Here is a 20,323-nt window from a genome sequence, read left to right as displayed (position 1 = left end):
CCAAGCCCCCCCTGCTATCTATCGAGCGTCCCGAAACGGAACGGTCCGCATCAACGGTCGCAAGTCGCGTGCCGGGCGAAGCGGCGTTGCGCGCGGCGTGCAAGCCAGCCTACTAAGAAGCCATGTCGGATAAGCGTCGGCCTTGGGCCCAGGACCTGCTCTGGCGCTGCGAGGCGCTGGGTTTTGATCTCTTCATCGGGGTGGTTCGCCTGCTGGGCGTGGACGCCGCGTCGAATTTTGGCGGCTGGCTGGGTCGCACGTTTGGACCGATGAGCGGGGCCCACAAGGTCGCCGAGCGCAATCTGAAGCTGGCCTTCCCGGAAAAGGACGCCGCTTGGCGGGCCGAAATGCTGGTGGCGCAATGGGACGGTCTGGGCCGCACCTTCGCCGAATTCCCGCTGATGGATCGCATCCTGCCCTCGACCGGCCGGGTCGAGGTCGTCAACCAGGAGCGCCTGTTCCAGATCGCCGCCGACAAGACGCCGGTGGTCTTTGTCTCGGGTCACCTCTCCAACTGGGAGGTGATGCCCGCCGCCATCGTCGACTCCGGTGTCATCTGCGAGATGACCTATCGGGCGGCCAACAATCCCTATGTCGATGAGCGGATCAAGGCCAGCCGCCACCGCTATGGCGTTCGGCTGTTCGCCCCCAAGGGCGGCGATGGCGCGCGGGAACTGCTGGAGGGGATGAAGCAGGGCCGATCCGTGGCGCTGATGAACGACCAGAAGTTCAACGGTGGGGTCTCGGCCCCGTTCTTTGGACATGACGCCCGTACGGCGCCAGGGCCGTCACGCCTGGCGATCCGCTTTGGCACGGTGCTGCAGCCGATGTCGGTTCAGCGCATCAAGGGCGCGCGGTTCCGGGCGGTGGTGCATGATCCGATCGTCCTGCCCTCGACCGGCGATCGTACGGCCGACATCGAAGCCGGGGTGCGGCTGGTCAACGCCTTCATGGAGGAGCGCATTCGCGAGCGGCCGGCCGAATGGTTCTGGGTGCACCGCCGCTGGCCCAACGAGGTCTACGCCGCGCTGGCCGCCGGGGAAGTCTAGATTTCCAGCGCGCCCAGCCCGTCGCTTTCGCGGCGCAACGGTCCTGAATAGTTGGGCTCGTCGCGCCGACGCCGGCAGGGGCCGAAATAGTCCCCCGAACGGATGAAGGGGCGTGGTCGGAAGATCACGATATTGATCCGGTCCAGCAGCGAACGCGCTGTCACGGGCTTGACCACGATCTCGGTGACGCCCGCGTCGCGCGCCTCGAACACCCGGTGCCGCTCGGCGAACCCGGTCAGCATGATGATGGGCAGGAACGGGTCGACGCTGTCGTGCGAGTTGCGGACCAACTGGGTGAACTGCACGCCGTCCAGTGGCGTCATCTTGAAATCGACAATGGCGATGTCGACCGGACCTTCCCGCATGGCCTGCAGCGCCTCGGCGCCGTCCATGGCTTCCCGCACGTGCTTGACACCGACACCCTTGAGGATGGCGCTGACAATGGCCCGCATGTGGTGGTTATCGTCCACCAGTAGGAAGCGCAGGTTAGCAAGCTCCGCCGACATGCGGGTGTCGTCTCCTCACTTCACCGGAAACCGGAGCGTGGTGGTTAAGCACGCGGCCTGACCTCTGGATAGGGAGATCAAGGCTAATGAAGGGTTTATTTTCGCGTTACACGCGAGGCGGCGTCGCCGCGAGCATGAGCGACGGGTCCAGGTTTCGGCCACGCCACTTCATCCGCCAGCACAGGTGCGGCCCGGTGGCGCGGCCTTCCTTACCCACAGCGGCGATTGTCTGGCCCCGGCTGACCGAAGTTCCTGTATTCACGAGGATTTTAGACAGGTGAAGGTAGGCCGTGATCAGGCCCTGGCCGTGGTCGATCAGGATCAGTCCACCCTCGAAATGCAGTCCCGTCTCGGCGAACACGACCACGCCGCCGGCGGGCGCCCGAACCGGGGTTCCCACCGGGGCCGCGAGGTCAACCCCAAAGTGGGGACGCCCTGGCTCGCCGTTGAGTATGCGTTGGCCGCCAAAGCGCGCCGATCGTCGTGCGGCCTCGACCGGCGGGATGAAGCCGCTCCGGAAGGCGTCCATATCGGCGACGCTGGCGAAGCCCAGGGCCTTGCGTGAGCCCTCCGCTGCGATGCGCTCCAGCAGGACGGGATCCTCCGGAGCGACCTGATTGGAGGGCAGGCCGTCGATCCGCTGGATGTCGAAGGTTCCCGGGGCGATCAGCGCCTCGTGACTGGCGGAGCCGTCCGGGGTGGTGACCGTGATGTTGAGCAGAGGGGGAGCGTCGCGATCGAAGCCGACCACGAACCAGCCGTCGGCCGAGGCCAGACCGATGACTTCACCGTCAAGATCGATCGTGGCGCGGGGCGCGGTGCGGCCGAGGGCGTAGCCGCCCTGAACGAACTTTCCCGAGAGCGCCAGACCGGGCGCCGCGGCATGGGCGACAGGCGCGAGACCGCTGACGGTCAGTCCCGCCAGGAGCGCGCGACGGTTCAGGTGTTCTGGCCTTGCCAGCGCTTCAGCGCCTCCGCCGGGCCGGCATAGGCTTCCTGATGCTCGGGGCTCCAGTAGCGAAGGGCCTCCAGCGGCACCTTCGCGCCACTGACGGCGCACAGCACGTAGCGGCCTGGCGACATCACGGCGAATTCGCCGTCGCCATAGTGCAGCACGGCCATGCCGTCGGATTTTCCAAGGTCGCGATCGTAAGCGTTCATCTGATCATTCTACGTCAGAGCGTCGTCTCAGAACAGGTCGCCCTGATCAGGTTTTGGTGTAGTCGCCTTTGGCCTCGCGGGGCGGGGCGGTTGCGGCGCCAGGGAAGCGCTCGGCGCGACGGCGGGCGGCGCGCTGTCGTCGATCAGCGCGCTGCGATCGCCGTCGCCAAACTGCAGGCTGACCCAGTCGCCCGGGCCCAGGCTGGCGGCCGAGCGGACGATCGAGTGGTCGGCCTTGCGGACCAGGGCGAAGCCCATGTCCAGAGGTCGGCGCGGATTGAGCGACTGGCGCAGCTTCTCAAGATTGGCCAGGCGATCCTCGTCACGCCGCAGGCGACGCTCGCCGGCGGCGTTGAGGCGGTTCCACAGGGCGGGCAGGCGGGCGTGCTCGGCCACGCGGTCGGGCGCGCGGCGGGCGGCCAGATCCAGGCGGCGGGTCAGATCGGTCAGCCGGTCGGCCTTCATCTGACGCTGACGACCCAGGGCCTCGGGCGACAGGCGGGCGGTGACGCGCAGCAGGGCCTGGGCGTGGACGGCGGTGTTGCGGCCCAGGGCGGCGTCCAGCCGTCCGGCGGCGATGTCGAACCGTTGCTGGGCCAAGGCCAGCAAGTCGGCGGGACGGGGCAGGCCGCGCGCGGCGCTGACCAGACGGGTGCGGCGATCCTCGATCAGCCGCGCGCCGCTGCGGTTCAGGCGGCGATCATAGTCCGAGACCAAGGCCCGCAGCTCACCGAGCACCGGCGTGGCGATCTCGGCGGCGGCCGTGGGCGTGGGCGCCCTGCGGTCGGAGACGAAGTCGATCAGGGTGGTGTCGGTCTCGTGGCCGACGGCCGAGATCAGCGGGATCTCGCTGGCCGCCACGGTGCGGGCCAGGGTTTCGTCATTGAACGCCCAAAGATCCTCCACCGAGCCGCCGCCCCGGGCGACGATCAGGATGTCGGGACGCGGCGTGGGCTCGCCCGGCGCGATGGCGTTGAAGCCGCGAATGGCGTTCGCCACCTGAAGCGCGGCCTGGTCGCCCTGGACAACGACCGGCCAGACCAGCACGTGACACGGCCAGCGATCGCGGATGCGGTGCAGGATGTCGCGGATCACCGCGCCGGTCGGGCTGGTGATCACCCCGACCACGGCGGGCATGGTCGGAAGAGGGCGCTTTCGGCCCGCCTCGAAAAGACCTTCGCCGTGCAGCTTGGCCTTGAGGCGTTCCAGTTGGGCCAGAAGCGCGCCGACGCCGGCGGCCTCCATGCTCTCGATGACGATCTGGTAGCGCGAGCCGGCCGGGAAGGTGGTGATCTTGCCGGTGACGATGACTTCAAGGCCCTGCTCGGGCCGCACGCCGAGGCCTCGAACCGAACCCTTCCAGACGACGCCGTCGATGGCGGCCTTGTCGTCCTTGATGGTCAGATAGACGTGGCCGTTGCCGTGATGGGTGACCTTGCTCAGTTCGCCGCGCAGCCGCACGTGGGCGTAGCTGGTCTCCAGCGTGCGCTTCAGCGCAAAGGCCAGTTCCGAGACGGAATAGGCGGGCGCGTTGGAATCAGGAGCGGCGACGTCGGTCATGCTCACAGCATAAGGCCCTCCCCGACGAACGGGGAGGGCCGCATGAGAGACTTGTTCTTATAGGTGTTCGCAGACCGCTAGATGTAGCGGCGCAGCGAGCGGGCCAGCTCGGTCGGGCCGGCCTTCTTCTTGGATTGTTGCGGTTGGTAGGCCACCCGGGCGTGTTCGCCGCAATAGGGGCCTTCCGACGAGCGGCGGCCGCAGAAGGTGAAGCCGTCCGACGAGGGATCGCCGATCGGCCACTTGCACATGTGAGCGCCGAGGGTCAGCACGGTGGCCGAACCGGGTTGCTCATCGCGATAGGCCTGCAGCGACGGCGGCGACGCGTTGGTCACGGCCGAGGCGGTCATCGGCGCGGGGGCCGATTGTTCCGGGGCGACGACCCGGCGCGGCGCGGACGGCATGGTCTGCGCGGCGGGGCGGGCGGGGCGCGGGGCCTTGAAGGCCGGACGCGCCGGTTGCGAGGGGGCCGCGCGGCCCGAGAGGCCCAGGCGGTGCACCTTGCCGATCACGGCGTTACGCGTAACGCCGCCCAGTTGCTTGGCGATCTGACTGGCGGAAAGCCCGTCGAGCCAGAGTTTCTTCAAGGTCGTGACCCGTTCGTCGGTCCAGCTCATGCCCGTCTCCCGCCAATAACGTGATCCACGACTTCCCCAAGCCATGGACCCCATATCTGGTGCTGTGACCGCCCCGCCGGCGGTCGTCCTACAACATATCGTAAAGAAAACGTTAAATCACACAATGGGCGCCCAGTGGTCTGTCCACAGAAACTAGATGTTGATTCGGGCGGGGTCGGTCTTGCGTCGGGAAGCCGCAACGCGCACATGCCATCAGCGCGGTAACTGAAAATGGACGCCGGTTTCGGCGGCAATCGCGCTAATGCTAAGGGGTTCAGAGTTTTCGAGATCCTCGAAAACTCGGGGCGAATTCGGGACCAGGGCTTATGAGAGACATGGCAGACAGCGTCGTTCCGCCGCAGCCGCGTGACTATCACGGCTGGAACTGGAGCGGCTTCTTCACCCTTTACCAGCGCGAGATCCGTCGCTTCTGGAAGGTGGGCACCCAGACCGTCGCCGCGCCGGTGGTGACGACCCTGCTCTACATGCTGGTGTTCGTGGTCGCGGTGGGGCCGGCTCGCCAGGCGGTGGATGGCGTCAGCTTTGGTCACTTCGTGGCGCCCGGCCTGATCATGATGGCCATTTTGAACAATGCCTTCGCCAATTCATCTTCGTCTCTGATCCAGGCCAAGATGATGGGCCTGACGCCAGACTTCCTGACCCCGCCGCTGTCGCCGCTGGAGCAGGTCTGCGCGTTCGCGCTGGGCGCGGCGACGCGCGGCGTGGTGGTGGGGGCGGTCACGGCCCTGGTGATCAGCGTCCTGCCGGGCGCGGGCCTGGGCGTCGCCCATCTGTGGCCGGTGCTCTATTTCGGCGTCGGCGCATCTCTGATCCTGGGCCTGGCGGGCATTCTGGCGGGCCTTTGGGCTGAGAAGTTCGACCAGCTGGCGGCGGTGACCAACTTCCTGATCATGCCGATGACCTTCCTGTCCGGGACCTTCTATCTGGTCGACAAGCTGCCGGAGCCGTTCCGCTCGGCCAGCCACTACAACCCGTTCTTCTATCTGATCGACGGCTTCCGCTACGGCTTCATCGGCCACGCCGACGGCTCGATCACGACGGGCGTGCTGACCACGGCGGGCCTGACGATCGCGCTGTTCCTGTGGTGCTGGCACCTGTTCCGCACCGGCTATCGTCTCAAGACCTGAGGGGCCTGACCTTTGCAGCGCCCAAGCTCCGTAATTTCACGGCAGTTTCATTGACAGATCAGTGTTCCAAGGCGACAACCTGCGGCCTTCCGGTCCCCGTGCGAACAGCGCGGGGGCTTCTTTCCTTTTAGGGAGGCTGTCTTGAGCAGTCAGACGTCGTCCACGCCCTCGCAGCACCACATCATGGGCGTCTACAACCGCGCCCCGCTGGCGTTCGAGCGAGGCCGAGGCGCGCGCCTGTTCTCGACCGACGGCGGTGAGTATCTGGACTGCGTGGCGGGTATCGCCACCGACGGTCTGGGCCATGCCCACCCCGTGCTGGTCGAGGCGCTGAAGACCCAGGGCGAGAAGCTCTGGCACGTCTCCAACATCTATCGCATTCCCGAGCAGGAAGAGCTGGCCGACAAGCTGTGCGCTCACAGCTTCGCCGACGTGGTGTTCTTCACCAACTCGGGCACCGAGGCGATCGAGTGCGCGCTGAAGACGGCCCGCAAGTATCACACCGCCAACGGCCAGTCCGAGCGGACCGAGATCTTCGGCTTCGACGGCTCGTTCCACGGGCGCTCGTACGCGGCCGTGAACGCGTCGGGCAATCCCAGCTATGTCGAGGGCTTTGGCCCGCGCCTGCCGGGCTACAGCCAGCTGAAGTTCGGCGATCACGACGCCCTCAAGGCCGCGATCGCCCTGCCGACCACGGCGGCGATCATCGTCGAGCCCGTGCAGGGCGAAGGCGGCGCGCGTTCGATCCCGGAACACTGCCTGGTCAGCCTGCGCGCGCTGTGCGACGAGCACGGCGTCCTGCTGATCTATGACGAAGTGCAATGCGGCATGGGCCGCACCGGCAAGCTGTTCGCCTATGAATGGGCGCCCGGCGGCGAGCCGCACATCATGGCTGTGGCCAAGGCCCTGGGCGGTGGTTTCCCGGTCGGCGCCTGCCTGGCCACCACCGAGGCGGCCAAGGGCATGACCGTGGGCGTCCACGGCTCGACCTTCGGCGGCAACCCGCTGGCCATGGCGGTCGGCAAGGCGGCCTTCGACACGATCAACACGCCCGAGATCCTCGACAACGTGAAGACCGTGGCCGGCTACTTCACCCAGCAATTGAACGGCCTGAAGGATCGCTTTCCGGACGTCATCGTCGACATTCGCGGCAAGGGCCTGCTGATCGGCATAAAGCTGATCCCCAACAACCGCGAGTTCATGGTTCTGGCGCGCGACCAGCATCTGCTGGTGGCTGGCGGCGGCGACAACTGCGTGCGCCTGCTTCCGCCGCTGAACCTGACGATCGAGGAAGCCAGCGAGGCGATTGGCAAGCTTGAAAAGGCCTGCGAAGTCGCGCGGGCCAAGCTGGCAGCCGCCTAAGGCCTCACTCTTTTCCGCTCTTCCCGGCGAAGGTCGGGACCCAGATCAAGCCCGCTGCTTTCCCGGATGTATCCGGGCCCCGGCCATCGCCGGGGAGAGCGGGGAGGGAATGGCAATGACCCAACCCCGGCACTTCATCGATCTCTGGAAGCTGGACGGCGCGACGCTGCGCCTGATGCTTGAGGACGCCAAGGCTCGCAAGGCCGCCCGCAAGGGCTGGGGGCAGGGCAAGGTCGACGCCGACGCCCCGGCTGACGGCCGCGTGCTGGCGATGATCTTCCAGAAGAACTCGACCCGCACCCGCTTCTCGTTCGACGCGGCGATCCGTCAGCTGGGCGGCGCCGGCATTATCTCGACCGCCAACGACATGCAATTGGGGCGCGGCGAGACCATCGAGGACACCGCCAGGGTGCTGTCGCGCATGGTCGACGCGGTGATGATCCGCGCCAACAACCACGCCGACGTGGAACGCTTCGCCCAGGTCTCGACCGTGCCGGTGATCAACGGCCTGACCGACAAGAGCCACCCGTGCCAGATCATGGCCGACCTGCTGACGATCGAGGAGCATCGCGGCGACGTGGGCGGCAAGACCATCGCCTGGGTCGGCGACGGCAACAATGTCTGCTCCAGCTTCATCCATGCCGCCCCGCTGCTGGGCTTCAAGCTGAAGATCGCCTGTCCGGCGGTCTATCACCCCGACCTGGTGGACCTGGCCCGCGCTCAGGACCTGCAGGGGCTGGTGACGATGACGGACGACCCCAAGGAAGCCGTGCGCGGCGCCGATGTGGTGGTGGCCGACACCTGGGTCTCGATGGGCGATACCGATCATGACGAGCGCTTGGCGGCGCTTGAGCCCTATCAGGTCGACGAGGCCCTGATGGACCTGTCAAAGCCCGACGGCGTCTTCCTGCACTGCCTGCCGGCCCACCGCGGCGAGGAGGTGACCGACGCCGTGCTGGACGGTCCGCGCTCCCTGGCCTGGGACGAGGCGGAAAACCGCATCCATGCCCAGAAGTCAGTGCTGGCCTGGGCGTTCGGCGCGATCGGTTAGGGGAAGGGCGCGCCGGCCAGTGTCCTGTGGGGTTGGAACACTGACCGGCTATGTCGCCGCGTATGGGCAAAAGCGGCGACTTTGCTGGCGTGCTCCGACTCTTCACGCACGACAATGGGCGCCTGGCTGGACTGTACCCATTATGGATAGGAACCCTGGCGGTTTACGGTTCCGACGCCAGGGGGCTCGCATTTTCGCCGGAAGCTCCTATCTAACCGCCCCATGACCGACATCACCGCCATTCCCGTCCTCGACGACGTCGTTTCCGCCTTTCAGATCGAAGGCCTGCCTGTGCGCGGCCGCGTCGTGCGCCTCGGCGCCGCCGTGAACGAAGTGCTGAGCCATCACGCCTATCCCGAGCCTGTCGCCAATCTGCTGGGCGAGGCTTGCGCCCTGGCGGCGCTGGTCGGCTCCAGCCTGAAGTTCGAGGGGCGGCTGATCATCCAGGCCCAGGGCGATGGTCCCGTCCGCTATGTGGTGGTCGACTATGACACCAGCGGCGGTCTGCGCGGCTATTGCCGGTTCGACGCCGAGGAAGTCGCCAAGGTCTCCGAGGGTTTCGTGCGTCCGGGCGCCAAGACCCTGCTGGGTGGTGGCGTGTTCATCATGACGCTGGACCAGGGTCCGGACACCGACCGCTATCAGGGCGTCACCCCGATCGAGGGCGAAACCCTGGCCCTGTGCGCCGAGCAGTATTTCGCCCAGTCGGAGCAGACGCCGACGCGCGTGCGGCTGGCCGTCGGCCAGGTCGATACGGGCGAAGGTCCCAGCTGGCGCGCGGGCGGCATCCTGATCCAGTCGATCGCCGGCGACGAGACGCGCGGCGAGACCAAGGAAGCCTGGCGACACGCTCAGGCCTTCTTCGAGACGACCGGCGAGGACGAGTTGATCGATCCGTTGCTCAGCACGCCCACCCTGCTGTGGCGACTGTACAACGAGGACGGCGTGCGCCTGCTGGAAGAAAAGCCGCTGCACGCCTTCTGCCGCTGCTCAGACGACCGTATCCGCGTGGTCATCGAGTCGTTCACCGACGAGGAGAAGGCCGAGATGGTCGAACCGGACGGCAAGATCCATGTCACCTGCGAGTACTGCTCGCGGGTCTATCAGATGGATCCGCAAGCGGTCTGACACGGAAAAGCCGGCGACCCTTCGGGCGCCGGCTTTCTTTCGATCCGTTCCGGCTCGTCAGCGCTTCAGGACGACCAAAGCCAGGGCCCGGATGGGCGCGGCGACGGGGCTCGGCGCGCGCTGGATTAGTTATATCGCCTGGCCGCGCCTGGCAGGTGCAGCGAGAATTCCGGAATCTCGGCGTCGAACACATCGCCGCCCTCGGTCATCATCTGATAGCTGCCGCGCATGGCGCCAGACGACGTCGGCAGCGGGCAGTTGGAGACGTAGCGGAACGCCTCGCGGGCCTTCAGCTCGGGCTGCTCGCCGACCACGCCGGAACCTTCGACCTCGTTGCAGCGGTTGAGGGCGTCGGTGATCGACCAGCGGCGGGCGACCAGATGCACGGTCTCCGCGCCGTGGTTCTCGATCTCCACCGTGTAGGACCACAGATAGAGACCTTCCTCGGGGGCGGACTCTTCGGGCAGATAGACGGGCGCCACGCGCACGACGATGTCGCGCGTGCGGGCCTCATAGATTCCGCCATCGGCGCCGCGACGCCGACGGATCCGCTGCAGCGGAAGCGAGTTTTCACGCCTGGTCGAGCGCACGGGTCACATCTCGCGTCAGATCGGCAAGGCTCTCGAGGCCGACGGAAAGGCGCACGCCGCCCTCGGTGACGCCCAGCGATGGACGTTCGGCCTCGGGCACCGAGCGGTGGGTGGTGGTCGGCGGGTGGGTGGCCATCGACTTGGCGTCGCCCAGATTGTTGGAGATGTCGACAATCTCCAACGCGTTCAGGAACTTGAAGGCGGCTTCCCGGCTCCCGAGATCCAGCGCCACGACGGTGCCGCCGCCGGTCATCTGCGACTTGGCGACATTGTGGCCAGGATGGTCGGGACGGAAGGGATAGAGCACAGACTTGGTCTTCTTGTGCTCTGCCATCACATTGGCCAGCGCGAAGGCGGTATCAGCCTGGCGGCGCACGCGCAGGTCAAGGGTCTCGAGACCCTTGACCAGGACCCACGCGTTGAACGGCGACAGCGCCGGGCCGGTGTGGCGCAGGGCGTCGCGATAGAATTCATCGTTGATCGCTTCGCTGGTCAGGATCGCTCCGCCCAGGACGCGGCCCTGGCCGTCGATGTGCTTGGTGGCCGAATAGACCACGACGTCGGCGCCCAGCGTCAGCGGTTGCTGGAAGATCGGGGTGGCGAAGACGTTGTCGACGATGACCTTGGCCCCGACCGCGTGCGCCATCTCGCTGACGGCGCGGATATCGGTGATCTCCAGCACGGGGTTGGACGGTGTCTCGATCAGCACGGCCTTGGTGTTGGGCCGTATGGCCGCTTCCCACGCCTTGGGGTCGGTGGCGTCGACGAAGGTGGTCTCGACGCCAAAGCGCGGCAGCCACTCGGAGATGATCCAGCGGCATGAGCCGAACAGGGCCCGGCCGGCCACGACATGGTCGCCGGCCTTCACCAGACCCATCAGGGCCATGTGGATCGAGGCCATGCCCGTGGCCTGGGCGCGGCAGACTTCCGCGCCTTCCAGCAGGGCCAGGCGATCCTCGAACATCTTCACGGTCGGGTTGTTGAACCGCGTATAGACAAAGCCCGGCTCCTCGCCAGAAAACCGGCGGTCGGCGCCCTCGGCGCTGTCATAGGTGAAGCCCTGGGTCAGGTAGAGCGCCTCGGCGGTCTCCATATACTGCGACCGCGCCAGCCCCCCGCGGATCAGCTTGGTCGCGATGTCCCAGTCCTTCGGGTCCTCGGCCACGGGGTGTTCCTTCTTCGGCGCGGAAAAGGCCGGCATAAGGGGTTTAGCGACGCTCAGGGTCAAGGCGGATAGGACTGATTTCAACATCAGAATTGCTTGAGGCGAGCCGAGGTCGCTGCAGCCTTGCCTTCCAGGCGAGCTTTAGCGACTGTCGCGCCAATGACCGACGCCCATTCCGCAGGGATTCTGCCCTGCCAAAACATCGAAGACCTCATCGCCCAGGAGGCGATCACCTCTCAGACGCCATTCGACGTCGACCAGGTGCAGCCCGCCAGCCTTGATCTGCGCCTGGGCGCGCGCGCCTGGCGCGTGCGGGCCTCGTTCCTGCCGGGACTGGGCCGACGCGTGACCGAGCGCCTCAGGGACGTGGCCATGCACGAGCTGGATCTGACCCGGGGCGCGGTGCTGGAAAAGGGCTGCGTCTATATCGCCGAGTTGCAGGAAAGCCTGGCCCTGCCGGGCAATGTCTCGGCCCGCGGCAATCCCAAGAGCTCGACGGGGCGGGTAGACGTCTTCGTCCGCTTGCTGACCAACTACAGCCGCGCCTTCGACGACGTGGGCGCCGGCTATGAAGGCCCGCTCTATATGGAAATCGCGCCCCAGACCTTCTCGGTGCTGGTGCGGTCGGGCACCCGCCTGAACCAGTTGCGCCTGAAGCGCGGCGAACCGGCCAAGCTGTCGATCCGCAGCGTCGGCGTCGATCTTTCGCCCGGCATGGGCGGCATCGTCGGCTTCCGGGGCCGTCGCCACGCCGGGGTCGTCGACCTGGACCACGAGGACGGGCACGATCCGCGCGACTTCTGGGAGCCGCTGGAAACCCGCCATGGCGAGCTGCTGCTGGATCCCGGCGAGTTCTATATCCTGGCGTCCAAGGACGACATCGAGATCCCGGTGATGGAGGCGGCCGAGATGACGCCGATCGATCCGTCGGTCGGCGAGTTCCGGGTCCACTATGCCGGCTTCTTCGATCCGGGGTTCGGCACCGAAGAGGCGCTGGCCGTGGGCTCCAAGGGCGTGCTGGAAGTGCGCAGTCACGAGACGCCGTTTCTTCTCGAGGACGGCCAGACCGTGGCGCGCCTGGTCTATGAGCCGCTGACCGCGCGGCCCGCCCGGCTCTATGGCGAGGGTGGGTCGCACTACCAGCGCCAGGGCCTGAAATTGTCGAAGCACTTCAAGGCCTGGTCCTGACCCGATACGTCCTGGGGCGTTAGGTCGCGGCTGTCCCGGGCTCCGCCCCGAGCCGACTCACGCTTAGCTCTGCCTGACGAGTTTTCGAGCGAGCCAGAGTGTGATGGTGCGTGAGCGGAAAGCGGGGCGCGGATGGATTCGCGTCGTCGCCCTGACAGCGAGAGCGGCGGACGTGAACGTCGCCCGGCGATCGTCCCACGGCGCCTGTGCGGGCCCGAACCTGCGCCGGTCTTTGCCTTCGATCATCCCGTTTCAGACCGTCGCGGCATTGCGTCACACTACATCTGGTGGCCGAGATTGGTAGAAATACTAATGATAGAAGTAAGGGGCCGGGCGGTTCGAGTAAGATGATCCGTTTCCGGCGCCACCCCGTCGAAGGAGGCCGCGTCTTGGCCCGTTTGAATTCCGACCCGTTTTCGATCCTTCGGACCCGCGTACGCGCTTGGGAGGGCTGCGCCCGCATCCCGGGTTGCGACAAGTCCATCTGGCGGCAGGACGCCGCCGGGCGGGTGATCCGCTGGGCCGATTTTGGCGATCGCTTCTCGCGTTATGGCTGGGAGATGCGCGATCGCCCCAGCACGGGTCTGCTGGGTCGGGCTTTCCATCGCCACACGGTCGAGGCCACTCATTGGCGCGGCGTTCTGGGCGACGACGCCCGTGACGTGTTCGCCCTGGCCAAGGCGGCGTAGGTCACCGCGCGGCGACGCGTTCGCCTTACATTTAGTCGTCTCTCCCATACAAAATGAAAAGCACGCTTGACACGTCGCGCCGGTGAATGACAAATACCCTTGTCATTTAGGTGAGGGTGCTTGTCATGGGTGAGAAGGTTACGCGTCAGGGCGCTCGGGAAGCGTTGGCCCAGCGGGTGCTGGTTGGATGTGGCCTGGCTGGCGGTGTCACCGGCGCGCTCTGGGGCGCGCTGAGCGCCATGGAGATCGCCGTCCCGCGGCCCCTGCTGGTCGTCTCCGCCGTCGTCGCGATCCCGGCCCTGGCCTGGGCCATGCTGATCTATTGGCGCAACGTCGATGAGGCGGCGCGCGAAGCCCACAAGTTCGCGTGGTTCTGGGGCGGTTCGGGTGGATTGCTCCTGGCCCTGCCGCTCATGGCCCTGGTCACCACCAACAGGCTCGAACTGGTGTTTGGTCCGCATGAGCCCAGCGAATGGGTCGCGGGCGGACTGATCGGCATGGTCGTTCTGCAGATCGCTGGCTACGGGCTCACCTGGGCCGGCTGGTGGCTGGTTCGTCAGCGCTGAGCGCCAGGCAAAGGAGATCAACGATGGCCCAGCCCATGTCTCTCGCCGGTCGCCGCTACATGGCCCGGTTCACGCCCGCGATGCTCGGCTACGTCGCCGTGCTGTGCGGAGCGCTCTGGTCGATCACCCATCTGTCGCCGAGCGGACCAATGCTCTGGGTCCTGGCCGTCGCGCCCGCGATACCAGTGATTGCCGTTATCGCGAGCATGGGCCTCTATCTGGTGGAGGAAACGGACGAGTTCCTGCGCTCGGTGCTGGTGCAGTCGATGCTGTGGGGCATCGGGGTGACCCTGACGCTCACGACGGCCTGGGGCTTTCTCGAGAACGCCGGTCTGCTGCCGCATCCGCCGCTGTACCTGATCTTCCCGCTGTTCTGCGGCAGCTTCGGTCTGGCCCAGCCCTTTGTCCGCAGGAGGTATCAGTGAAGAACCGACTGAAGGTCCTCCGCGCGGAGCGTGACTGGAGCCAGGCCGATCTGGCCGACCGGCTGGAGGTCTCGCGCCAGACCATCAACGCCCTGGAGACGGGCAAGTACGATCCCAGCCTGCCGCTGGCCTTCAAGATCGCCCGTCTCTTCGAGCAGTCCATCGAAGCCATCTTCCAGGACGAGGTCTGAGGCCCGTCCAGTCAGGAGCATCGTCATGACCATCGCGTCGAAGTTTCCGAAGTTTCTCACAACGCCCAAGGCGCGCGTCGCCGCCGTTCTGGGTCTTGGGGGTGGGGTGGTTGGTTTCAGTTCTGGAATGCTGATCGGCAAGCTCGAAAAGGGCGGGGCGTTGAGCCTCGAAACCCTGGGCTGGTCTGACGTGCTGTCCGGCGTCATCGCCCTCATGCTGATCGCCACGGGGCTGATGGTTCTGACCGTCAGCTTCAGCCGCAAGGCTTCGGGTCGACTGCTGGATCCCGCGAGCCAGCGCGACGCCACCTCGGCGCAGGCTTCCTACTACCGGCAGCAGGGTCTTGTGGCTCTGCTCGCGGGCCTGATGCTGGCGGCGCCGGTCCTGGTGCTCGCGGTCAATGATCCGCCGCCTTTTGAACTCTCGGCGGCGGTGATGACCGGCATTGTCGCGCTCTTCCTGCTGCAGACGGTGGTCAACCTGACCCTGTGGTTCCGTAGCGACGAGATGGTGCGGCGCGTCATTTCCGAGACCGGCTCAGCCACCTTCTGGATACTGCAGGGCGCCCTGTTCCTGTGGGCGGCCGGCGAGAAGCTGGGCCTGCTCCCGCCCTTGTCGCTGTGGGACGCGGTCAGCCTGATGATGGCTGGCTACCTCTTGATCTCCGCGATCGTGGCCGGGCGCCGCGGCCTGGGCTGACGCCGGCCGGCACGCACCGCTTCATTCTTCATTTCGCGGCGCTGAGCGTCGCATCGACCCGAACGGAATCGTCATGACCCACCGCCTTTCAGCGCGCGCCTTCGCCTGCGTGATCGCCATCCTCGCCGCCATTGGCGTGTTCGGCGGCAACCACGCCCATGCGGCCCCCTCGGACCGTATTGCCGTGACCGTGACGGGGCAGGGGCCCGACGTGATCCTGATCCCCGGCCTGGCCTCGTCCGGCGCCGTCTGGGACGCCACCGTCAAGCAACTGGCCGGCAGCCACCGTGTCCACGTGGTCCAGGTGGCGGGCTTTGCCGGGGCGTCGGTGGGCGGCAACGGCGAGGGTCCGGTCTTCGATCCGCTGGTCGAGGCCGTCGACGGCTACATCAAGTCGGCCGGACTGAAGTCGCCCGCCGTGATTGGCCACTCGATGGGCGGCCTGACCGGCCTGGCCCTGGCCCGGCGCCATCCGGAGGATCTCAGCCGCCTGATGATCGTCGACAGCCTGCCATTCTATTCCGTGCTGTTCTCGCCGAGCGCCACGGTCGAGGCGGTCGAGCCGCAAGCCGCCGCCATGCGCGACGGCATGGCCGCCATGGCTCCGGAGACTTTCGCCGCCCAGCAGGCGATGACCATGCCGCGCCTGGTCAAGTCGCCCGAGGGGCTGAAGGCGGCGCTGGAGTGGTCCAGAGCCTCGTCGCAGTCGGTCGTGGCGCGCGCCATGTACGATGTCCTGACCACCGACCTGCGTGGCGAACTGGCGGCGGTGACCATCCCGACGACGATGCTCTATCCCTATGATCCGGTCATGGGCGCGCCCCAGGCGACGATCGATCAGACCTATGCGGGCGCCTATGCGGCCCTGCGGGGTGTCAGGCTGGAGCGGATCGACGGTTCATTCCACTTCATCATGCTGGACCAGCCCGCCGCCTTCGCCGCAGCGGTGGATCGCTTCCTGAAATAGCCGGCTGGGCCTGCGCCATTGCGCCCGGCCGCCGTTCAGCCCCAAGTTTTCAAACTCAAGCAAAGGGACTTCCATGCTCTCGACCTTCTTCAAGCCCGCCCGCCGCGCCGCCCTTGGCCTGGTGTCCGTCCTGCTGCTGGGCGCCGCCGCGCCGGCCATGGCCGAGCCCGCCCTGTGGGCGATCAAGGACAAGGACTCCACGATCTACCTGTTCGGCACCATCCACGTGCTGAAGCCCGACACCCAGTGGCGTTCGGCGCGCATCGACGGCGCCCTGAAGGCCAGCGACGATCTGGTGATCGAGGTGCTGGGCGCCGATGATCCGGCGCTGATGCAGCCGCTGGTTCTAAAATACGGCGTCGATCAGGCCACGCCGCTGTCCAAGAAGCTGAACCCGGAAGACCTCAAGCGCGCCCAGACCCTGGCTCAGGGGGCGGGCGTGCCGCCCCAGGCGCTGGAGATGATGCGGCCCTGGTTGGCCTCGATCTCCCTGGCCATGCTGCCGGTCATCAAGGCGGGCTATGATCCCAAGAGCGGGGTCGAGCAGGTGGTGCAGGCCGACATGAAGGCCGCCGGCAAGCCGGCCTCGTCCTTCGAGACCGCCGAGCAGCAGATCCGGTTCTTCGCCGACATGCCGGTCAAGACCGAGGTCGAGATGCTGAAGTCCACGCTCGATGACGCCGCCGAAGGCCCCGCCAAGATCGACAAGATGGTCAGCGCCTGGGCGGCCGGCGACGTCCAGCAGCTCGAAACCGAGTTTGTCACCGAGATGAAGGCCGAATACGCCGACGTCTATGAGGTGCTGCTGACCGATCGCAACATCGACTGGGCCCAGAAGCTGAAGGCGAAGCTCGACGGCTCGGGCGTCAGCTTCGTCGCCGTCGGCGCGGGCCACCTGGTCGGGCCCGACAGCGTTCAGGTTCAACTGGCCAAGCTGGGCGTCAACGCCGAGCGCGTTCAATAGCGGGGCTGGGGGCGGCCGGATCTGTCTGGCCGCCCCGCCCTTCGATACAGTCCAAAAATAAGCCCAAGAACCTTTGAGGCATGTAGGGCCTCATGTCGTCTCACTGACGCGCAACGCTGGCCGGTGCGCGTCAGTGGGGCGGCGAGTATGTCAGGCGCGACGTGTTTTGATCCAGGGCGCCATGCGCGTCAGGACGTCATCCTTGCGCCCGTAGTGATGCCAGAGGGCGGCCGCCGCGTGCAGGCCGATCACGGCGATCAGCACCCACGCTCCCCGCTCGTGCCATTCGCCCAGACTGTCGGCCAGATCCCGGTCATGCGCCGTCAGGACCGGCAGGGGGATGACGCCGAACAGGGTCGGATGAGCCCGCGCGGCGCTGGTCTGCATCAGCCCGATGATCGGCATCCCCACCAGCAGCAGATACATCGCGCCTTGCGAGGCCGCGCCCGCCAGTCGCAACGGCAGAGGCGTCTCGAGATCGGGCGACCGGTTGCCCAGTCGCATCGCCAGCCGCGCCAGCACCAACAGTCCGATTATCAGGCCCAGAAGGCGATGGATGTCCATCGCCAGATGCTTGGTGGCGCGCGCCTCGATCAGGTCGCTCCCAAACCCTATGGCGATCACAATCGCGACCAGCGCCAGAGTGGCCCAATGGATCGCGATTTGAGGTGTTTTGAATTGATTGGGTTTCAGAGATTTCTCATTTTGAGAATTATCGAATTCATTCGTCATGATAACGTCTCTCAAGGTCATTTATTTTCTGTCTTTTATTATCGGATATCGAAAATTATTTTGTCAAATACTTCTTGAAAAAGAGACTGTATATCGAATTTGGACGTTTTTGCTGACTGAATAATTCAACTTTCAAGACTTCAACAATCCGAGGGGAAATAGATCGTGAAACAGGGACAATCGCTCTTGAACAGGATGGTCCGGCTGGCGGGGGTCGGCGCGCCAGGGTTTTTGCTGCTGGCGCTGCAGGCCTCGCCGGCGTCCGCTCTGCCATCCTTTTCCCGGCAGACCGGCGAAGAGTGCGCCGCCTGCCACGTCGGCGGATACGGTCCCCAGCTGACGACCCATGGTCGGATGTTCAAGCTTGAGGGGTATGGCGCGACCAGCTCATGGAGCGGCGTGCAGGCCAAGAATGACTACAAGCTGGCCGTGATGGCCGTCGCCAACTACACCCACACCGCCGCCGCCCAGTCGGAAGCCGCGCCGCACTTCAAGACCAATGACAATTTCGCCCTGCAGGAAGTCTCGCTGTTCCTGGCGGGCAAGCTCGCGCCGGGGCTGGGCGCTTTCATCCAGGGCACCTATTCCGGCATCGAGCGGAAGGCCTCGCTCGACAACATGGACATCCGGGTCGCCAAAGAGATCAAGCTGGGCGGCAAGGACGCCGTCATCGGCGCGTCGATCAACAACAACCCCACTGTCCAGGATGTCTGGAACTCAACGCCGGCCTGGGGCTATCCCTACACCTCGCCAGATCTGGTTCCCGAGCGCGCAGGGTCACCCCTGATCGCCGGCGGCCTGGGTCAGCAGGTTCTGGGCGCGACGGGCTATGTCTGGTTCGACGACCGCTTCTACGCCGAGTTCGGCGGCTATCGCTCGGTCAGCGACAATGCGCTCAAGAGCCTGAACCTGTCGCAGGACGTGGTGGTGGACGGCACGGCCCCGTACTGGCGCGTCGCCTATAGCCGCGACCATGCGGGGCGCAGCGCCTCGATCGGCCTGTTTGGCCTGGACGCCAAGCTGCGACCCGATCCCACGGAGTCCGCCACGGATCACTTCACCGATATCGGCGTCGACGCGACCTATCAGATCCGCTTGCCCAAGAAGGCCAGCGCCAGCGTCAACGCCGCCTACATCCATGAGAAGCGCCGCTTCGACGCCAGCTACGCCGCGGGCGCCGCCGAGAGCCGTGCGGGCAATATCGACAGCTTCACACTGGACGGCTCCTACTATTGGGATCGCCGCTATGGCGCGACCGTGGGTCTGTTCCGGACCACCGGCAGCGTCGATGAGGGCCTGTTCGCGCCGGAAGCCGATATCGGCAGCCGCACCGGCCGTCCGGACACTTCGGGCTACATGCTGCAGGCCGATTGGACCCCGTTTGGCCAGGAAAGCTCGTGGGGCGCGCCGAACGTCAATCTGCGGCTGGGCGTGCAGTATGTCGGCTATTCCCGCTTCAACGGGTCGCACGCCGACTACGACGGCGAAGGCCGCAACGCCAAGGATAACAACACCCTGTCCCTATTCCTGTGGAGCGCTTTTTGATGCGTCATTTGATGAGCCTGCCATGCCTGGCGCTTGCGCTGGGCCTGGCGGGCGTCGCCCACGCCGGTGACGCCGGTCGCGGCGCCGACCTGTTCGACGAAAGCTGCAGTGAGTGCCACAGCGTGGCGTCGAACCTGCACAACAAGAAGGGGCCCAGCCTCTTTCGGGTGATCGGCCGCAAGGTCGGGACCGTGCCGGGCTTCGAGTATTCGCCGTCCCTGGCGGGAACCGGCGTCGTCTGGTCGCCGGCCTCGCTGGACGGCTATATCGCCAATCCCAAGAAGCTGGCCCCGCAGGGCAAGATGAAGTTCGAGGGGATGTCCAAGCCGGGCGACCGCGCCGACGTCATCGCCTTCCTGGCCGAAAACAAGTAAGGCGTCGAGGCGGTCTATTCGGCCGCCTCGACCTCGGGCTTGCGCAGATAGATCGAGCGCTTGGGCGTGCTCATCACCCGGTGCAGCATCGGCTCGAAAGCCTCGATCGGCATCGACTTGAAGTTCGGATCGAAGGCTTCCTGATCGTACAGGTGCCCGAACTGGGCGGTATATTCAAAGTCGGGATGCCCCCGGAACTGCTCGCGCATGTCGCGGTCCAGGCCCAGGTGGTGGAAGAAGTAGTAGCCCTGGAAGATGGCGTGGTTGGCCACCATCCAGTGGTTTCGCTCCGACACGAACGGCTGGACGATCGCGGCGGCGATGTCGGCGTGATTGCGCGGGCCCAGGATGTCGCCGATGTCGTGCAGCAGGGCGCAGACGACATATTCCTCGTCGCGGCCGTCCTGATGGGCGCGGGTGGCGGTCTGCAGGCTGTGCTCCAGCCGGTCAATGGCGAAGCCGCCGCAGTCGCCCTGCAGCAGCATCAGATGACTGACCAGGCGCTTGGGCAGGTCGCGGCCGAACTCCATCGAGGCGTTGGCGATGATGCCCCAGTCCTCGGCCGTGCCCTCGGTCATGGCGTGGAACTTGGCGCGCGGATGATCTTCCCCGTCAGCCATGGCGTCTCTCCCCGAACATTTGTTT

24 protein-coding genes are annotated in these 20,323 nt (G+C 66.1%); 15 read left to right on the top strand and 9 right to left on the bottom strand.

All coding sequences use genetic code 11. From position 1 onward, the window contains the following. Positions 1 to 122 precede the first annotated feature (122 nt). The gene (locus ACQY9P_RS20880) at positions 123 to 1,049 is read left to right on the top strand and encodes a lysophospholipid acyltransferase family protein (RefSeq protein ID WP_421737341.1); all 927 of its coding nucleotides are present in this window, start codon (positions 123 to 125) and stop codon (positions 1,047 to 1,049) included. Here the strand turns inward: ACQY9P_RS20880 and ACQY9P_RS20875 are convergent. The 5 genes from ACQY9P_RS20875 to ACQY9P_RS20855 all read right to left on the bottom strand — a co-directional run bounded on the left by ACQY9P_RS20875 (position 1,046) and on the right by ACQY9P_RS20855 (position 4,893). Beyond that, positions 1,046 to 1,555 (bottom strand): response regulator, encoded by a 510-nt coding sequence (locus ACQY9P_RS20875; protein ID WP_421737342.1) that lies wholly within the window; start codon positions 1,553 to 1,555, stop codon positions 1,046 to 1,048. The two genes, ACQY9P_RS20880 and ACQY9P_RS20875, sit on opposite strands and share 4 nt — an antisense overlap. A 106-nt stretch (positions 1,556 to 1,661) precedes the next feature. Then, entirely contained in the window at positions 1,662 to 2,498 is an 837-nt protein-coding gene (locus ACQY9P_RS20870) for a M23 family metallopeptidase (protein ID WP_421738283.1), read from the bottom strand. Next, positions 2,495 to 2,716, bottom strand: coding sequence for a DUF2093 domain-containing protein (locus ACQY9P_RS20865; protein ID WP_421737343.1), 222 nt, complete (start codon positions 2,714 to 2,716; stop codon positions 2,495 to 2,497). The genes ACQY9P_RS20870 and ACQY9P_RS20865 overlap by 4 nt, the downstream gene beginning before the upstream one ends. A 27-nt stretch (positions 2,717 to 2,743) precedes the next feature. After that, positions 2,744 to 4,276 (bottom strand): exodeoxyribonuclease VII large subunit, encoded by a 1,533-nt coding sequence (gene xseA / locus ACQY9P_RS20860; protein ID WP_421737344.1) that lies wholly within the window; start codon positions 4,274 to 4,276, stop codon positions 2,744 to 2,746. A gap of 77 nt (positions 4,277 to 4,353) precedes the next feature. Further along, entirely contained in the window at positions 4,354 to 4,893 is a 540-nt protein-coding gene (locus ACQY9P_RS20855) for a GcrA family cell cycle regulator (protein ID WP_421737345.1), read from the bottom strand. Between the two features lie 326 nt (positions 4,894 to 5,219). On the opposite strand from ACQY9P_RS20855, the gene ACQY9P_RS20850 reads away from it, so the two are divergent. From ACQY9P_RS20850 to ACQY9P_RS20835, 4 genes are all read left to right on the top strand, one after another. Then, positions 5,220 to 6,041 carry an ABC transporter permease gene (locus ACQY9P_RS20850; RefSeq protein ID WP_421737346.1) on the top strand — a complete coding sequence of 274 codons (822 nt, stop codon included), beginning with the start codon at positions 5,220 to 5,222 and terminating at the stop codon, positions 6,039 to 6,041. A gap of 141 nt (positions 6,042 to 6,182) precedes the next feature. After that, positions 6,183 to 7,403, top strand: coding sequence for an aspartate aminotransferase family protein (locus tag ACQY9P_RS20845; RefSeq protein WP_421737347.1), 1,221 nt, complete (start codon positions 6,183 to 6,185; stop codon positions 7,401 to 7,403). Positions 7,404 to 7,518: 115 nt separating this feature from the next. Beyond that, on the top strand, positions 7,519 to 8,454 hold the full coding sequence (argF, locus tag ACQY9P_RS20840; protein ID WP_421737348.1) for an ornithine carbamoyltransferase: 936 nt from the start codon (positions 7,519 to 7,521) through the stop codon (positions 8,452 to 8,454). A 222-nt stretch (positions 8,455 to 8,676) separates the two neighbouring features. Then, complete coding sequence (locus tag ACQY9P_RS20835; RefSeq protein WP_421737349.1) at positions 8,677 to 9,582, top strand: Hsp33 family molecular chaperone; 906 nt, start codon at positions 8,677 to 8,679, stop codon at positions 9,580 to 9,582. A 125-nt stretch (positions 9,583 to 9,707) separates the two neighbouring features. Here the strand turns inward: ACQY9P_RS20835 and apaG are convergent, their stop codons facing one another. Continuing rightward, positions 9,708 to 10,172: a Co2+/Mg2+ efflux protein ApaG gene (gene apaG, locus ACQY9P_RS20830; protein ID WP_421737350.1), complete on the bottom strand. Its 465-nt coding sequence runs from the start codon at positions 10,170 to 10,172 to the stop codon at positions 9,708 to 9,710. Continuing rightward, on the bottom strand, positions 10,153 to 11,337 hold the full coding sequence (metZ, locus tag ACQY9P_RS20825) for an O-succinylhomoserine sulfhydrylase (protein WP_421737351.1): 1,185 nt from the start codon (positions 11,335 to 11,337) through the stop codon (positions 10,153 to 10,155). The genes apaG and metZ overlap by 20 nt, the downstream gene beginning before the upstream one ends. Before the next feature lie 159 nt (positions 11,338 to 11,496). Here metZ and ACQY9P_RS20820 point away from each other — a divergent pair, with 159 nt between their 5' ends. The 8 genes from ACQY9P_RS20820 to ACQY9P_RS20785 all read left to right on the top strand — a co-directional run bounded on the left by ACQY9P_RS20820 (position 11,497) and on the right by ACQY9P_RS20785 (position 17,027). After that, entirely contained in the window at positions 11,497 to 12,525 is a 1,029-nt protein-coding gene (locus tag ACQY9P_RS20820; protein WP_421737352.1) for a 2'-deoxycytidine 5'-triphosphate deaminase, read from the top strand. Between the two features lie 389 nt (positions 12,526 to 12,914). Then, complete coding sequence (locus ACQY9P_RS20815) at positions 12,915 to 13,214, top strand: hypothetical protein (protein ID WP_421737353.1); 300 nt, start codon at positions 12,915 to 12,917, stop codon at positions 13,212 to 13,214. A 125-nt stretch (positions 13,215 to 13,339) separates the two neighbouring features. Further along, positions 13,340 to 13,780 (top strand): hypothetical protein, encoded by a 441-nt coding sequence (locus ACQY9P_RS20810; protein WP_421737354.1) that lies wholly within the window; start codon positions 13,340 to 13,342, stop codon positions 13,778 to 13,780. Between the two features lie 23 nt (positions 13,781 to 13,803). Further along, positions 13,804 to 14,205, top strand: coding sequence for a hypothetical protein (locus ACQY9P_RS20805; RefSeq protein ID WP_421737355.1), 402 nt, complete (start codon positions 13,804 to 13,806; stop codon positions 14,203 to 14,205). Beyond that, positions 14,202 to 14,396 carry a helix-turn-helix transcriptional regulator gene (locus ACQY9P_RS20800; protein WP_421737356.1) on the top strand — a complete coding sequence of 65 codons (195 nt, stop codon included), beginning with the start codon at positions 14,202 to 14,204 and terminating at the stop codon, positions 14,394 to 14,396. Before ACQY9P_RS20805 ends, ACQY9P_RS20800 begins: the two co-directional genes overlap by 4 nt. A 25-nt stretch (positions 14,397 to 14,421) precedes the next feature. Then, entirely contained in the window at positions 14,422 to 15,096 is a 675-nt protein-coding gene (locus ACQY9P_RS20795) for a hypothetical protein (RefSeq protein WP_421737357.1), read from the top strand. Positions 15,097 to 15,169: 73 nt separating this feature from the next. After that, positions 15,170 to 16,063 (top strand): alpha/beta fold hydrolase, encoded by an 894-nt coding sequence (locus tag ACQY9P_RS20790; RefSeq protein WP_421737358.1) that lies wholly within the window; start codon positions 15,170 to 15,172, stop codon positions 16,061 to 16,063. Positions 16,064 to 16,136: 73 nt separating this feature from the next. Continuing rightward, positions 16,137 to 17,027 (top strand): TraB/GumN family protein, encoded by an 891-nt coding sequence (locus tag ACQY9P_RS20785; protein WP_421737359.1) that lies wholly within the window; start codon positions 16,137 to 16,139, stop codon positions 17,025 to 17,027. Between the two features lie 150 nt (positions 17,028 to 17,177). Here ACQY9P_RS20785 and ACQY9P_RS20780 read toward each other — a convergent pair whose 3' ends face one another. Then, positions 17,178 to 17,759, bottom strand: coding sequence for a cytochrome b (locus ACQY9P_RS20780; protein ID WP_421737360.1), 582 nt, complete (start codon positions 17,757 to 17,759; stop codon positions 17,178 to 17,180). Positions 17,760 to 17,945: 186 nt separating this feature from the next. On the opposite strand from ACQY9P_RS20780, the gene ACQY9P_RS20775 reads away from it, so the two are divergent. Both ACQY9P_RS20775 and ACQY9P_RS20770 read left to right on the top strand, forming a co-directional pair. Then, positions 17,946 to 19,304 (top strand): hypothetical protein, encoded by a 1,359-nt coding sequence (locus ACQY9P_RS20775; RefSeq protein ID WP_421737361.1) that lies wholly within the window; start codon positions 17,946 to 17,948, stop codon positions 19,302 to 19,304. Next, a complete protein-coding gene (locus ACQY9P_RS20770; protein ID WP_421737362.1) occupies positions 19,304 to 19,678 on the top strand; it encodes a c-type cytochrome in 375 nt (124 codons plus the stop codon). Before ACQY9P_RS20775 ends, ACQY9P_RS20770 begins: the two co-directional genes overlap by 1 nt. 14 nt (positions 19,679 to 19,692) lie before the next feature. Here ACQY9P_RS20770 and ACQY9P_RS20765 read toward each other — a convergent pair whose 3' ends face one another. Further along, a complete protein-coding gene (locus ACQY9P_RS20765; RefSeq protein WP_421737363.1) occupies positions 19,693 to 20,298 on the bottom strand; it encodes an HD domain-containing protein in 606 nt (201 codons plus the stop codon). Between the last annotated feature and the right edge of the window lie 25 nt (positions 20,299 to 20,323).

This window comes from Caulobacter sp. (genome assembly GCF_965279145.1).
Classification (GTDB): domain Bacteria; phylum Pseudomonadota; class Alphaproteobacteria; order Caulobacterales; family Caulobacteraceae; genus Caulobacter.
The sequence above is the reverse complement of the archived record's forward strand: the minus strand, read 5'-3'. Positions and strand labels throughout refer to the sequence as shown.

Coding starts and splice junctions, on each gene's coding strand:
- ACQY9P_RS20880 (WP_421737341.1), top strand. CDS start 123: ATGTCGGATAAGCGTCGGCCTTGGGCCCAGGACCTGCTCTGGCGCTGC.
- ACQY9P_RS20875 (WP_421737342.1), bottom strand. CDS start 1,555: ATGTCGGCGGAGCTTGCTAACCTGCGCTTCCTACTGGTGGACGATAAC.
- ACQY9P_RS20865 (WP_421737343.1), bottom strand. CDS start 2,716: ATGAACGCTTACGATCGCGACCTTGGAAAATCCGACGGCATGGCCGTG.
- xseA (WP_421737344.1), bottom strand. CDS start 4,276: ATGACCGACGTCGCCGCTCCTGATTCCAACGCGCCCGCCTATTCCGTC.
- ACQY9P_RS20855 (WP_421737345.1), bottom strand. CDS start 4,893: ATGAGCTGGACCGACGAACGGGTCACGACCTTGAAGAAACTCTGGCTC.
- ACQY9P_RS20850 (WP_421737346.1), top strand. CDS start 5,220: ATGAGAGACATGGCAGACAGCGTCGTTCCGCCGCAGCCGCGTGACTAT.
- argF (WP_421737348.1), top strand. CDS start 7,519: ATGACCCAACCCCGGCACTTCATCGATCTCTGGAAGCTGGACGGCGCG.
- ACQY9P_RS20835 (WP_421737349.1), top strand. CDS start 8,677: ATGACCGACATCACCGCCATTCCCGTCCTCGACGACGTCGTTTCCGCC.
- ACQY9P_RS20820 (WP_421737352.1), top strand. CDS start 11,497: ATGACCGACGCCCATTCCGCAGGGATTCTGCCCTGCCAAAACATCGAA.
- ACQY9P_RS20810 (WP_421737354.1), top strand. CDS start 13,340: ATGGGTGAGAAGGTTACGCGTCAGGGCGCTCGGGAAGCGTTGGCCCAG.
- ACQY9P_RS20805 (WP_421737355.1), top strand. CDS start 13,804: ATGGCCCAGCCCATGTCTCTCGCCGGTCGCCGCTACATGGCCCGGTTC.
- ACQY9P_RS20795 (WP_421737357.1), top strand. CDS start 14,422: ATGACCATCGCGTCGAAGTTTCCGAAGTTTCTCACAACGCCCAAGGCG.
- ACQY9P_RS20790 (WP_421737358.1), top strand. CDS start 15,170: ATGACCCACCGCCTTTCAGCGCGCGCCTTCGCCTGCGTGATCGCCATC.
- ACQY9P_RS20785 (WP_421737359.1), top strand. CDS start 16,137: ATGCTCTCGACCTTCTTCAAGCCCGCCCGCCGCGCCGCCCTTGGCCTG.
- ACQY9P_RS20780 (WP_421737360.1), bottom strand. CDS start 17,759: ATGACGAATGAATTCGATAATTCTCAAAATGAGAAATCTCTGAAACCC.
- ACQY9P_RS20770 (WP_421737362.1), top strand. CDS start 19,304: ATGCGTCATTTGATGAGCCTGCCATGCCTGGCGCTTGCGCTGGGCCTG.
- ACQY9P_RS20765 (WP_421737363.1), bottom strand. CDS start 20,298: ATGGCTGACGGGGAAGATCATCCGCGCGCCAAGTTCCACGCCATGACC.